Source organism: Streptomyces aquilus, from assembly GCF_003955715.1.
Classification (GTDB): Bacteria; Actinomycetota; Actinomycetes; order Streptomycetales; family Streptomycetaceae; genus Streptomyces; species Streptomyces aquilus.
This window is the reverse complement of sequence record NZ_CP034463.1, coordinates 6,880,935-6,894,561: the sequence shown is the minus strand read 5'-3', so window position 1 is coordinate 6,894,561 and position 13,627 is coordinate 6,880,935. Positions and strand designations below refer to the sequence as shown.

Sequence of the window (13,627 nt, the reverse complement as noted above, 5' to 3'; positions counted from 1 at the left end):
CTGACAGTCGAGGACGAATCGCCTCTCGGTTCGGAAGAAGCGCAGGTCAGCACGTGTGGTGCGACTGGTCACAGCCGGGGCGCGGGCTCACTCCACCACGTGGCGGCCCTCGGGCCGAGCGCTGCACGACGCCCGGAAGGCGCAGTGGGTGCAGTGCTGGCCGGCGGTCGGGGTGAAGCGCTCGTCGAGGACCTTCCCGGCCGCCGTGGCGAGCAGGTCGCCGACCCACTCCCCCGTCGCACCTTCGATGGGGTCCTGCGCCTGCACCTTGGGCAGCGTCTCGCCGCCGTCCCGCTTGGCGGCGCCCTGGCGCAGCTGGACGAGTTCGGCGCCGCCCGGCTCGGGGCGCACGCCGTCGAAGGCCTCGTCGACGGCGCCCTCGCGGACGGCGAGCTGGTAGACGGCGAGCTGTGGGTGGTGCTCCACCTCGCGCGCGGTCGGCGCCTGTTTGCCGGTCTTGAAGTCGACGACATAGGCGCGGCCCTCGCCGTCCGCCTCGACGCGGTCCATCTGGCCGCGGATGCGCACCTCGTAGTCGCCGGCTTCGAGGGTGACGTCGAAGTCGTGCTCGCTGGCGACCGGGGTGCGGCCGATGCGGTCCATGACGTGCCACTTGAGGAAGCGTTCGAGCGCCACGCGCGCGTTCTCCTTCTCCTGCGCCGACTTCCAGGGCGCGTCGAAGGCGAGGGCGTTCCACACGGAGTCGAGGCGCTCCATGAGGACGGCGAGATCGGCCGGGGTGTGCCCGGAGGCGACCTCGTCGGCGAGGACGTGCACGACGTTGCCGAAGCCCTGGGCGACGGTCGCGGGCGCGTCGGCCTTCACCTCGCGGCCCAGGAACCATTGCAGGGCGCAGGTGTTGGCGAGCTGGTCGAGGGCGCTGCCGGAGAGCACGACGGGCTGGTCGCGGTCGCGCAGCGGCACCTTGGACTCGGTCGGCTCGAACATGCCCCACCAGCGGTAGGGGTGGGCGGACGGGACGAGCGGGCGGCCGTCCTCGTCGGTGAGGGCGGCGAGCCGGGCCAGGCGGCGGGCAGCGGCCTCCCTGAGGGCGTCCGACACGCGCGGGTCGACGGTCGTGGCGCGGAGTTCGGCGACGAGCGCGGCGACCGACAGGGGGCGGCGTGGGCGGCCGGTGACGTCCTTGGGTTCGACGCCTAGCTCGGTCAGGAAGCGGGAGGGCTGGTCGCCGTCGTCGGCCGGGGCCTTCACCGCGGTGACGACGAGGCGCTCACGCGCGCGTGTGGCGGCGACGTAGAACAGGCGGCGCTCCTCCGCCAGCAGCGCGCCCGGAGTGAGCGGTTCGGCGAGGCCGTCGCGGCCGATGCGGTCGGCCTCCAGGAGGGAGCCGCGACGCCGCAGGTCGGGCCACAGGCCCTCCTGGACGCCCGCGACGACGACCAGGCGCCACTCCAGGCCCTTGGAGCGGTGCGCGGTCATCAGGCGGACGGCGTCGGGACGTACGGCACGCCGGGCGAGGGTGTCTGCGGCGATGTCCTCGGCGTCGATCTCCTCCAGGAAGTTGAGCGCGCCCCGGCCTCCGCTGCGTTCCTCCGCGCGGGCGGCGCTGGCGAACAGCGCGCACACGGCGTCCAGGTCGCGGTCGGCGTTGCGGCCGGCCGCGCCGCCGCGCCGGGCGGCCCGCTCCAGCCGGCTGGGCCAGGGGGTGCCGTTCCACAGGTCCCACAGCGCCTCCTCGGCGCTGCCGCCGCCCGCGAGGCGCTCACGGGCCTTGCGCAGCAGCGCGCCCAGGCGCTGGGCACCGCGCGCGTAGGCGGGGTCCTGCACGGCCAGCCGCTCCGGCTCCGCCAGCGCCCGCGCGAGCAACTCGTCCGAGGGCGGCGGAAGGGGGTTGCCGGCGGCGCGCTCCTCGTCACGCAGGGCACGACCGAGCCGGCGCAGGTCGGCGGCGTCCATGCCGGCGAGGGGGGAGGTGAGGAGGGCGAGGGCGGTCTCGGTGTCGAGCCAGCAGGGGGCGGAGGCCGGAGGGGCGGTGTCCGCGAGGGCGGAGGCCAGGGCGTCGGTGTCCGCGGGGGCGGGCTCTGCGGCGGGCGATTCGGGGGCGGGCTCTTCGGATGCGGCCTCTTCGGAGCCGGGCGCTTCCGCCAGGGCCACCGCCCGCAGTGCGGTCAGCAGGGGTGCGACCGCCGGTTCGTGGCGCAGTGGCAGGTCGTCGCCGTCGATGTCCAGCGGGACCCCGGCCGCCGTCAGCGCCCGGCGCACCGTGGGAATCGTGCGCGACCCGGCGCGTACCAGGACGGCCATCTCGCCCCAGGGCACGCCGTCCTCCAGATGCGCCCGGCGCAGGATGTCGGCGATGTTGTCCAGCTCCGTGCCGGGCGTCGGGTACGTGAAGACCTCGACGCGGCCGCCCTCCCGGACCGGGGCGAGGTCGCGGTGGGCGCGGACCTTCTCCGCGGGCAGCCGGGTCAGCGGCATGCGCTGGGTCAGCAGACGGGTGGCGGCCAGCAGGTCGGCGCCGGAGCGGCGGGAGGTGCGCAGGACCTCGACGGGCGCCGGGCGGCCGTCCGCGCGCGGGAAGGCGTGCGGGAAGTCCAGGATGCCGTTCACGTCGGCGCCCCGGAAGGCGTAGATCGACTGGTCGGGGTCGCCGAGGGCGACCAGGGTGCGGCCGCCGCCGGCGAGGGCGTGCAGGAGCCGCACCTGGGCCGGGTCGGTGTCCTGGTACTCGTCGACGTACACGGCGTCGTACTGCGCGGCGAGCCGCCCGGCGGCCTCGGGGCTGTGGGCGAGGAGCACCGCGCGGTGGACGAGTTCGGCGTAGTCGAGGACGCCCTGGAGGTCGAGGACGTCGAGGTACTCGGCGAGGAAGGCCGCGGCGGCCCGCCAGTCGGGGCGGCCGATGCGGCGGGCGAAGGCGTCCAGGGCGCCCGGGTCCAGGCCCAGCTCGCGGCTGCGGGCGAGGACCGCGCGGACCTCGTCGGCGAAGCCGCGGGTGGTCAGACAGGCGCGTAGTTCGTCGGGCCAGCGCACGTGCGCGAGGCCGAGGCGCTCCAGGTCGGGCTGGCCCGCCAGGAGTTCGCGGACGGCCACGTCCTGCTCGGGGCCGGACAGCAGCCGCAGCGGCTCCACGAACAGGTCGCTGTCCTGGTGGGCGCGGACCAGGGCGTAGCAGAACGAGTGGAACGTGGTCGCCTGCGGCGCTCGGGCGGCTCCTATGCGCAGCGCCATGCGGTCGCGCAGCTCGACGGCCGCCTTGCGGCTGAACGTCAGCACCAGCACGCGCGCGGGGTCACCGCCACGGGCGATCCTCGCGGCCACGGACTCGACGAGGGTGGTGGTCTTGCCGGTGCCCGGACCTGCGAGGACGAGCAGCGGGCCGCCCTTGTGCTCAACCACGGAGCGCTGTGCGGCGTCCAGAGGAGGGGGATCCACTCGGGCCGGCGGGGTACGCACCAGTCGGTAAGCGCCACGGTTCCCCTGGCGCACCTGGGGGTGCGGCAGGCGTCTGGTGGAGGAAGAGGAGCTCACGTGGTTCGCCGGTCCTGGTGGGTGTGCTGGTTGGCTGTCCGCCATGCGTGCAGGGCGGTGATCGCGGGGTGAGCGGGGCGCGTGCAGCCGACGCTACGCCGACGAACGGACCGGAAGCAGGGCTTCCGCTTCTTCCCTCGGGGCACTCGCGGCACTCGCGACACGTACGTCCCTCGCCCCACGAACGTACGTCATGCCACGGACGTGCCCCTGTTCCCCCGTACGGATCACAGGCTCCCCCTGGGCCCGTCCGATGGCGGAAGCTGTCAGGTGTGACCCTCCGCGCGTTCGCCGCCGTCCCATCGCGCCCGTTTCATGTCCAGGCGCGGCACATGGCCCTCGGCGGCCCTGCTCGCCGTCTTCAGGGGCGTTCCCTCGTCGCGGTAGTGACCGAGGGCGCGCAGCTCGTGGCCGGGCAGCAGCACGCCGTCCGAGCGGACGACACGCCACCACGGGACGGCTCCTCCGTAGAGCGCCATCACCCGGCCGACCTGGCGCGGGCCGCCCTCCTCCAGCCACTCCGCGACATCGCCGTACGTCATGACGCGCCCGGGCGGGATCAGTTCGGCGACCTCCAGGACCCGCTCGGCGTACTCCGGCAGCGCGTCCGGCGGGACGTCCGGCGGCAGGCTCTCGTCACTCATCCGCCCCATCCTGCCCCACCCCACCGACAATGTGACGCGCTGACCACCGCGGGTGACCCTCGCCCTGGAGCGGCGCTTCCGGCAGACTGTGCGCCCCCGCGTTTGCACCCTGATGCCCCCGTGTGTCGGTGGAGCATGCCACCATCGTGCGGGCGGTGACCGGTGATACGAGATCAAGAAGAGACGATGAAGCAACAGGGTGTGCACCCGGAGGGCGCGGAGAGCACCTCTGATGCTTCGTCGCGTCCGGGGACCGGTGACGCGGACGACGCGTCGGCGACCAGCGACGGTTTCGACGACGCGGTCCACGCCGACGAGGTCGAGGGCGACGAACCCCTCCTCCCCGCGCGCGTGCACCGTCCGTCGGACCTCATGCGGCTGCTGGTCGGTGTGCTGGCGGTCGCCGTGCTGCTGGCGATCGCCGCGTTCGCACACGGCACGACCTCGGGCCTCGAACAGGACATCAACAAGGGCACCGGCCAGGCGCCCGACCTGCTCATCAAGATCGCCGGACTGGCCTCCAGCATCGCGATCCTCCTGGTGCCGGTCGCCTTCGCGATCGAACGGCTGATCAAACGCGACGGACTGCGCATCGCCGACGGCGTGCTCGCGGCGGTCCTCGCCCACGGTGTGACACTCGCCACCGACCTCTGGGTCGCCAAGGCCGCCCCCGACTCGATCCAGGAGGCGCTCACCCAGCCCTCCCCCGGTGACATCCACGCCCTCACCGACCCGGTGCACGGCTATCTCGCGCCGGTCATCGCGTACATGACGGCGGTCGGCATGTCGCGTAGGCCGCGCTGGCGCGCGGTGCTGTGGATCGTGCTGATGCTCGACGCCTTCTCGATGCTCGTCACCGGCTACACGACACCGTTCTCGATCATCCTGACGGTCCTGATCGGCTGGACCGTCGCCTACGGCACGCTGTACGCGGTCGGCTCGCCCAACGTCCGGCCCACCGGGCGCACGCTGATGGCGGGCCTGAGGCACGTCGGCTTCCACCCGGTGAGCGCGGCCCGCGAGGAGGCCGCGGAGACTCCGGAGACCGGTGACCGCGGCCGGCGCTACTTCGTCACGCTGGAGGACGGCCCGCCGCTGGACGTCACGGTGGTCGACCGGGAGCAGCAGGCCCAGGGGTTCTTCTACCGCGCGTGGCGCAATCTGACGCTGCGCGGCTTCGCCACCCGCAGCAGCCTGCCCTCCCTGCGCCAGGCCCTGGAGCAGGAGGCGCTGCTCGCCTACGCGGCCATCGCGGCCGGCGCCAACGCGCCCAAGCTGATCGCCACCTCCGAGCTCGGCCCCGACGCCGTGATGCTCGTCTACGAGCACACCGGCGGGCGCACCCTCGACTCGCTGGCGGACGAGGAGATCACCGACGACCTGCTGCGGGACACCTGGCACCAGGTGCGCGCCCTGCAGTCCCGGCGGATCGCGCACCGCAGGCTGGTGGGCGACGCGATTCTGGTGGATCGTTCCGGCACCGTGATCCTCACCGATCTGCGCGTCGGCGAGATCGCCGCCGGGGACCTGCTGCTGCGCATGGACATCTCCCAGCTGCTGGTGACGCTCGGCCTGCGCGTGGGCGCCGAACGCGCGGTGGCGGCCGCGGTGAGCGTGCTCGGCCCGGACGCCGTCGCCGACTGTCTGCCGATGCTCCAGCCCATCGCGCTCAGCCGCTCCACGCGCGCGACGCTGCGCACCCTGGCCCGGGAACGCGCCCAGCGCGAGCGCGACGCGATCCTGGAGGCCTCCCGGCAGGCCAAGCAGGCCAAGCTCGACGAGGCCCAGGAGGACGCCACGCCGGTCCTCGACAAGCCCGACAAGAAGGCCGTACGCGCGGAGGCGCGGGCCGAGAAGCGGGCCATCGACGAGGCCGTGGAGGAAGCGCGTGAGGAGGATCTGCTCACGCTGATCCGCCAACAGGTGCTGCTGATCAGGCCGCAGGCGCCCGTCGAACCGGCCCGTCTGGAGCGGGTGCGGCCGCGCACCCTCATCAGCGTCATCGCCGGTGCCATCGGCGCGTACTTCCTGCTGACGCAGCTCACCCACATCGAGTTCGGCCCGCTCATCCAGAACGCCGAGTGGGGCTGGGTCGCCGCGGCCGTGCTGTTCTCGGCGGCCAGTTACTTCGCGGCGGCGATGTCACTGCTGGGGTTCGTGCCGGAGCGGGTGCCGTTCATGCGGACCGTGGGGGCGCAGGTCGCCGGGTCGTTCGTGAAGATCGTCGCGCCGGCCGCGGTGGGCGGGGTCGCCCTCAACACGCGCTTCCTGCAACGCGCGGGCGTGCGGCCCGGCCTGGCGGTGGCCAGTGTCGGCGCCTCGCAGCTCTTCGGGCTCGGCTGCCACATCCTGATGCTGCTGTCCTTCGGCTATCTGACCGGGACCGAGAAGACGCCGTCGCTGTCGCCGTCCCGGACGGTCATCGCGGGTCTGCTGACGGTGGCGGTGCTCGTCCTCGTCGTCACCTCGGTGCCGTTCCTGCGGAAGTTCGTCGTCACGCGCGTGCGCTCGCTCTTCGCGGGCGTCGTGCCGCGCATGCTCGACGTGCTGCAGCGGCCGCAGAAGCTCTTCACCGGCATCGGCGGCATGCTCCTGCTGACCGCCTGCTTCGTGATGTGTCTGGACGCCTCGATCCGCGCCTTCGGCACCGAGGGCTCCTCGATCAGCATCGCCAGCGTCGCCGTCGTCTTCCTCGCCGGCAACGCGCTCGGTTCCGCCGCTCCGACGCCGGGCGGCGTGGGCGCGGTGGAGGCGACCCTGACGGTCGGTCTGATCGCCGTGGGCCTGCCCAGCGAGGTCGCCGCACCCGCCGTACTCCTCTACCGGTTGCTGACGCTGTGGCTGCCGGTGCTGCCGGGCTGGCTGGCCTTCAACCACCTGTCCCGCAAGGGAGCGCTGTAGGCACGCGCGCGTGTCCCGTACGAGGGGCACGCGCGCGTACCTCGTACGGCCCGTGCCCCGAGCGGGCCGCCCTGCCCGACCGCAGGATGGGACCATGCCGAACCCTCCCCGTCTGCGGGCCGCTGCCCTGACCGCCTCCGCCGTCCTGCTGTCCGCCGTCCTGGCGGGCTGCGGTGACGACTCCAAGGATCAGGATCTGACGGCTCAGAAGCTGAGCTGGAAGGACTGCCCGGCCCCGTCCACGGCGGAGGGCGGCGGTGACGCCCCGTCACCTCTGCCCAACGGCGACGAATGGCAGTGCGCCACCCTCAAGGCCCCCCGTGACTGGGCCGAGCCCAAGGGCGACACGATCGATCTGGCGCTGATCCGGGCCGAGGCGAGCGGCGACGAGAGCAGGCGGATCGGCTCCCTGATCTTCAACTTCGGCGGCCCCGGCGGCTCGGGCGTGACCACGCTGCCCGCCTTCGGCGAGGACTACGCGAAACTGCGCACCCGCTACGACCTGGTGAGCTTCGACCCGCGCGGGGTGGGCCGCAGCGCCCCCGTGGAGTGCCTCGACGACCTCCAGCTCGACGCGTACTTCCAGCAGGACGCCACCCCCGACGACGCGGCCGAGCGCACCAAGCTCCTGGACAACACCAAGGAGTTCAACGCGGCCTGCGAGGACAACTCCAAGAAGGTGCTGCCGCATGTGCGCACCACGGACGCGGCCCGCGACATGGACCTGATGCGCCAGGTCCTGGGCGACGACAAGCTGCACTACTTCGGCATCTCGTACGGCACCGAACTCGGCGGTGTCTACGCCCACTTGTTCCCCGAGCGGGTGGGCCGGGCCGTCTTCGACGCCGTCGTCGACCCGACCGAGGACTCCGAGCAGGGCTCGCTCGGGCAGGCGAAGGGCTTCCAGCTGGCGCTCGACAACTTCGCCGAGGACTGTGTGTCGAAGACCGAGGACTGCCCGATCGGTGACACCGCCCAGGACGTCAAGAACCGGATCGCCAAACTGCTGAAGGACCTCGACCGCACGCCGATCCCCGGCGTCGGCCTGCGCAAGCTGACCCAGACCGCGGCGACCAGCGGCATCGCGCAGTCGTTGTACTCGAAGGATTACTGGGAGTTCGTCACTGATGCCCTGGAGCAGGCCTACGACGGGAACGGCAGCGGCCTGATGTTCCTGGCCGACTCCATGAACGGGCGCAACGAGGACGGCACGTACAGCAACCTCACCGCGGCGAACATCGCCATCAACTGCGCCGACGACAAGGCGCGGTACACGGACGACTACGTCGAGCAGAAACTCCCCGAGTTCCGCTCCGCCTCCCCGATCTTCGGCGACTATCTGGCCTGGGGCATGGTCAGCTGCACCGACTGGGCCGTGGCGGGCGCCGCCGACCACCCCGACGTGAGCGCGGCCGGTTCGGCGCCGATCCTCGTCGTCGGCAACACCGGCGACCCGGCCACGCCGTACGCGGGGGCGCGGAGGATGGTGGAGGCGCTGGGCGCGGGCGTCGGCGTCGAGCTGACGTACAAGGGCCAGGGGCACGGGGCGTACGACAGCAAGAACAAGTGCGTGCAGGGCGCGGTGAACGGCTATCTGCTGGACGGGAAGGTGCCGGCGGCGGGGACCGTGTGCTCCTGACCCTCGCGCACTCGGGCTCCCGCGCACCCGGCTCTCCTGCACCGCCGCTCTCGCACGCCGGGAAAAGTGCAGGTCAGAACGTTATCCACAGGCCTCGGCGGTCGTCGTGTGATCCGCATACCATGGCATGACCGCCATCCGCGGCACGGTGCGGACGGCCTGCATGGGGGGACCGCGATGACGCGTTTCGTACGGTGGACGGCTCTGGCCGCCGCCGCGGCACTGCTGGTGGGGGGCTGTAGCGGCGGCTCGTCCGACGACGGGAAGGGCGACGGGGAGACCGGCGCGGCCACACCGTCGTCAAAGCCCTCCGACACCGCGGCGGCCGCGGCGCTGCCCTCCTCGCTGACCTCGCAGAAGCTCGACTGGGAAGGCTGCAAGGGCACCTCCGACTCCCCCGCGCCGAGCAGCGAATGGCGGTGCGCGACGCTCAAGGTGCCGTTGGACTGGGCGAAGCCGGAGGGGAAGACGATCGGCCTCGCGCTGATCCGCGCCAAGGCCCGCGGCGACGACCGGATCGGCTCACTGCTGTTCAACTTCGGCGGCCCGGGCGGCTCCGGCGTGTCGATGATGCCGCTGTACGGCGCGACGGTGTCCGCGCTGCGCGAGCGGTACGACCTGGTGAGCTGGGACCCGCGCGGGGTCGGCGGCAGCGAGGGCGTGCGCTGCCGCAGCGACAAGGACATCGAGTCCGCCGAGTCGATCGACGCGACGCCCGACACCGCGGCCGAGGAAGCGGCCTACTTCCAGGACGCCACCACGTTCGGCAAGGGCTGCCAGAAGACGGCCGGCGAGCTGATGGCGCACGTCTCCACCACCGACACGGCTCGCGACATGGACCTGATGCGCCAGGTGCTGGGCGACTCGAAGATGCACTACTTCGGTATCTCGTACGGCACCGAACTCGGCGGCGTCTACGCCCATCTGTTCCCGAAGAACGTGGGGCGGTTGATCCTCGACGCGGTCGTCGACCCCAGCGCCGACACGATCGGCCACGCCGAGAACCAGACCCGGGGCTTCCAGCGCGCCCTGGACGACTACCTCAAGTCGACCGGCCAGGACCCCGAGCAGGGCACCCGGAAGATCGCCGCGCTGCTGAAGGACCTCGACGCGAACCCGCTGCCGACGGGCACCTCGCGCGAGCTGACCCAGACGCTCGCGGTCACCGGCATCGTGCTGCCGCTGTACAGCAAGGCCAGCTGGCCGACCCTGACCAGCGCGTTGGAGGCGGCGGAGGACGGCGACGGCTCGGAGCTGCTGACGCTCGCCGACGGCTACAACGAGCGGGACACCTCGGGCCGCTACGGCACGACCACCCACTCCCAGCGGGTCATATCGTGCTTGGACGACAAGCAGCGGCCGACCGCCGCGGAGACGAAGAAGCTGCTGCCGAGGTTCGAGAAGCTCTCGCCCGTCTTCGGGGCGTTCCTGGGCTGGGACACGGCCGGCTGGTGCCACGACTGGCCGGTGGCCGGGCAGTGGGACACCCCCGAGGTGAGCGCGCCCGGCGCGGCGCCGGTCCTCGTGGTCGGCAACACCGGCGACCCGGCCACCCCCTACGAGGGCGCCCGGAAGATGGCGGACGAGCTGGGCAAGGGCGTCGGGGTGGAGCTCACCTGGAAGGGCGAGGGGCACGGGGCGTACGGCAGCGGGAGCGACTGCGTGGACTCGACGGTGAACGCGTATCTGCTCAAGGGCACGGTGCCGAAGGACGGCAAGGTCTGCTCATGACGACGGCGGGGGCCGCGCGCACCCGTGGTGCAAGCGGCCCCCGCCGTACGGCAGACCTTCGGTCAGTAGACCGGCTTGTCCGGCTCGATCTGGTTGACCCAGCCGATCACGCCGCCGCCGACATGCACGGCGTCCGCGAAGCCCGCGGACTTCAGCACGGCGAGGACTTCCGCACTGCGGACACCCGTCTTGCAGTGCAGGACGATCTTCTTGTCCTGCGGCAGGCCCTCCAGGGCGGTGCCCATGAGGAACTCGTTCTTCGGGATCAGCTTGGCGCCCGGGATGGAGACGATCTCGTACTCGTTGATCTCACGGACGTCGATGATCTCGATGTTCTCGCCGTCGTCGATCCACTCCTTGAGCTGCTTGGGAGTGATCGTCGAGCCGGCGGCCGCCTCCTGGGCCTCCTCGGAGACGACGCCGCAGAAGGCCTCGTAGTCGATGAGCTCGGTGACGGTCGGGTTCTCGCCGCAGACCGCGCAGTTGGGGTCCTTGCGGACCTTGACCTGGCGGTACTGCATCTCCAGGGCGTCGTAGATCATCAGGCGGCCGACCAGGGGCTCGCCGATGCCCGCGAGGAGCTTGATGGCCTCGTTGACCTGGATGGAGCCGATGGACGCGCACAGCACGCCCAGCACGCCGCCCTCGGCGCAGGAGGGGACCATGCCCGGCGGCGGGGGCTCCGGGTAGAGGCAGCGGTAGCAGGGGCCGTGCTCGGACCAGAAGACCGAGGCCTGGCCGTCGAAGCGGTAGATCGAACCCCACACGTACGGCTTGTTCAGCAGCACGCAGGCGTCGTTGACCAGGTAGCGGGTCGCGAAGTTGTCCGTGCCGTCGACGATCAGGTCGTACTGACTGAAGATGTCCATCACGTTCTCGGCCTCGAGCCGCTCCTCGTGAAGGACCACGTTCACGTACGGGTTGATGCCGAGGACGGAGTCGCGCGCGGACTCGGCCTTGGAGCGGCCGATGTCGGCCTGGCTGTGGATGATCTGCCGCTGCAGGTTGGACTCGTCGACCTCGTCGAACTCCACGATGCCGAGCGTGCCGACGCCCGCCGCGGCGAGGTACATCAGCGCCGGCGAGCCCAGGCCGCCGGCGCCCACACAGAGCACCTTGGCGTTCTTCAGCCGCTTCTGCCCGTCCATCCCGACGTCGGGGATGATCAGGTGGCGGGAGTACCTGCGGACCTCGTCTACGGTGAGCTCGGCAGCGGGCTCGACCAGGGGTGGCAGCGACACGGGGACTCCGTTGGTCGGTCAATCATTACGGTTGTTCTCCCCGTAACACTGCCATGGCCTTTTTCATTCCGAGACACCCGTCCCGATCCGCGAGACGATGTCGTCCCAGTAGCCGGGCATCGTCTCCCAGGGGTCGGTGCGGCCGCCGCGGTCCGTGCGGTCGGTGAAGTAGATCGTCGCGGCGCCCTGCCAGCGGGCGATGCGCAGGGCCTCGTCGAGATGCGGTCCCGGCACGCCGTGGACGAAGTGGCAGAAGCGGTCGGGCGGATAGTCGGCGGTCCACTCCGCCACCTGCGACCAGCGGTAGTCGCTCCACGGGCCGGAGAAGGTGACCAGTTGGTCCGCGCTCTCGGCGTAGCCCGGGTAGGGGTGGGTGCCGTGGCCGAGGACGACATGGGCGTCGTCGCGGAGCGCGCGGAGCGTGGTGACCGTGCGGCGGATCTCCGGGAGCGCGGTGCGTTCGGTCGGGCAGCGGTCCAGGAGGAAGCCGTCGACCTTGTACCAGTCGAGGTAGCGCTGCGCGTCGGACACCATCTCGCCGAACGACCGGGCCCCGTACGTGGCGTCGATGTGACCGAGCACCCGGATGCCCGCGTTGCGCAGCCGCCCGGCCGCCTCCAGACAGTGCGGGTCGGGGCGGCTGCCCGGGCCGTCGGCGACGTTGAGGACGACCCAGTGCAGGGGCGTGGTGCGGGGGCGGGTGAGTTCGGCCCACTCGGCGGGGGCGACGAGGGGGTGGGCGAAGCCCGGGATGCCGAAGCCGGTGTGCAGGCCGGCGCCCTGTTTCCTGGTGTTCGTGCTGGTCAGATGCGGCATGCCGCCTCCATCCAGATGTCCGCGAGGGACTCTTCGAGGTTGATACGGGGGCGCCAGCCGAGGCGGTCGCGGGCGGTGCGCACGTCGGCCTGCTGCCAGCTGCCGCAGCCGTCGGGGTACGGGTAGGCGACCGGGGCCGCGTGGTCCGGTTCGGAGCGCGGGTGGCCGATGGTGGCCCGCAGGGGCGGACCGGGCGGGCCGTCGAGTTCGTGGAGGGCGCCGCCGTAGCCGGCCACGCGCGCGAGGATCGCGGCGGCGTCGCGGAGGCGGACGGCGCGGCCGGAGCCGATGTTGATGACGCCCTGCGCGGCGGACAGGCTCGCGGCGTGCACGGCGCGGGCGACGTCCCGGACGTCGATGAAGTCGCGCTGGACGCCGAGGCCTCCGAGCTTCAGCTCGCCGTCGCCGGACTGCATGGCGCGGCGCATGGCCTCGGCGAGGCGGCCGAGGGGGGAGCCGGCGGGGGTTCCGGGGCCTGCCGGCGAGAAGACGCGGAGGACCACCGCGTCCAGGCCGGAGCCCAGGACGAGTTCCGTGGCGGCGAGTTTGCTGACGCCGTAGGGGCCGCCGGGGCGGGGGACGGCGTCCTCGGCGGTGGAGCTGCCGGGCTGGCTGGGGCCGTACTCCGCGCCGCAGCCGATCTGGACGAGTCGCGCGCCGCAGCCGCTGCGGCGCAGTGCCTCGCAGACGGTGGCCACGGCGACCGTGTTGTGGCGGGTGAGTTCGCGGGCCCCGCCCCTTGTGGCGCCGGCGCAGTTGACGACGACGCCGGGGTGGACCGCGTCGAGGAAGCGGGTGAGTGCGCCGGGGCTGCCGGACGCGAGGTCGAAGCGGACGTCGGCGTCGTCGCCGCGGCCGAGTGCGGTGAGCTGGACGGCCGGGTCGGCGAGGAGGCGGTCGGCCACGAAGCGGCCGAGGTAGCCGTTGGCTCCGATCAGCAGGACCCTCATCGTGCTGCTCCCGGGGCCTCGTGGTCGGGTCGGGAGGTGATCATCTGGTGCTCTCCTTCAGCGAGGGGGGCCTCCGGGCTCCGTTGGGGGGCGGGGGTGCCTGCGGGGGCTTGGGCGGGTGGATGGGCGTGCGGTTGTGTGAGCTCGCGTTGTGGCGTGCCGGTCCGCGTGAGCTCGCGTTTTGGCGTGCCGGTCCGAGTGGGATCGCGTTGT

Annotated in this window: 8 protein-coding genes; 3 read left to right on the top strand and 5 right to left on the bottom strand. The window is 72.3% G+C overall.

The window, feature by feature from the left end:
• Positions 1 to 87 precede the first annotated feature (87 nt).
• Both EJC51_RS31910 and EJC51_RS31905 read right to left on the bottom strand, forming a co-directional pair.
• Positions 88 to 3,492 carry an ATP-dependent helicase gene (locus EJC51_RS31910; protein WP_126274234.1) on the bottom strand — a complete coding sequence of 1,135 codons (3,405 nt, stop codon included), beginning with the start codon at positions 3,490 to 3,492 and terminating at the stop codon, positions 88 to 90.
• 266 nt (positions 3,493 to 3,758) lie between these two features.
• Positions 3,759 to 4,136, bottom strand: coding sequence for an MGMT family protein (locus EJC51_RS31905; protein WP_126274233.1), 378 nt, complete (start codon positions 4,134 to 4,136; stop codon positions 3,759 to 3,761).
• 186 nt (positions 4,137 to 4,322) lie between these two features.
• Between EJC51_RS31905 and EJC51_RS31900 the strand changes: the two genes are divergently transcribed.
• The 3 genes from EJC51_RS31900 to EJC51_RS31890 all read left to right on the top strand — a co-directional run bounded on the left by EJC51_RS31900 (position 4,323) and on the right by EJC51_RS31890 (position 10,407).
• Positions 4,323 to 7,037, top strand: a complete 2,715-nt coding sequence (locus tag EJC51_RS31900) for a lysylphosphatidylglycerol synthase domain-containing protein (RefSeq protein ID WP_126274232.1) — start codon at positions 4,323 to 4,325, stop codon at positions 7,035 to 7,037.
• Positions 7,038 to 7,131: 94 nt separating this feature from the next.
• Positions 7,132 to 8,676, top strand: a complete 1,545-nt coding sequence (locus EJC51_RS31895) for an alpha/beta hydrolase (RefSeq protein WP_126274231.1) — start codon at positions 7,132 to 7,134, stop codon at positions 8,674 to 8,676.
• A gap of 177 nt (positions 8,677 to 8,853) precedes the next feature.
• Complete coding sequence (locus tag EJC51_RS31890; protein ID WP_126274230.1) at positions 8,854 to 10,407, top strand: alpha/beta hydrolase; 1,554 nt, start codon at positions 8,854 to 8,856, stop codon at positions 10,405 to 10,407.
• A 62-nt stretch (positions 10,408 to 10,469) separates the two neighbouring features.
• Here EJC51_RS31890 and moeZ read toward each other — a convergent pair whose 3' ends face one another.
• From moeZ to EJC51_RS31875, 3 genes are all read right to left on the bottom strand, one after another.
• The gene (gene moeZ / locus EJC51_RS31885; RefSeq protein ID WP_126274229.1) at positions 10,470 to 11,648 is read right to left on the bottom strand and encodes an adenylyltransferase/sulfurtransferase MoeZ; all 1,179 of its coding nucleotides are present in this window, start codon (positions 11,646 to 11,648) and stop codon (positions 10,470 to 10,472) included.
• A gap of 63 nt (positions 11,649 to 11,711) precedes the next feature.
• Positions 11,712 to 12,464 (bottom strand): spherulation-specific family 4 protein, encoded by a 753-nt coding sequence (locus tag EJC51_RS31880; protein WP_126274228.1) that lies wholly within the window; start codon positions 12,462 to 12,464, stop codon positions 11,712 to 11,714.
• Complete coding sequence (locus EJC51_RS31875) at positions 12,452 to 13,414, bottom strand: NAD-dependent epimerase/dehydratase family protein (RefSeq protein ID WP_126274227.1); 963 nt, start codon at positions 13,412 to 13,414, stop codon at positions 12,452 to 12,454. The genes EJC51_RS31880 and EJC51_RS31875 overlap by 13 nt, the downstream gene beginning before the upstream one ends.
• Positions 13,415 to 13,627: the final 213 nt, after the last annotated feature.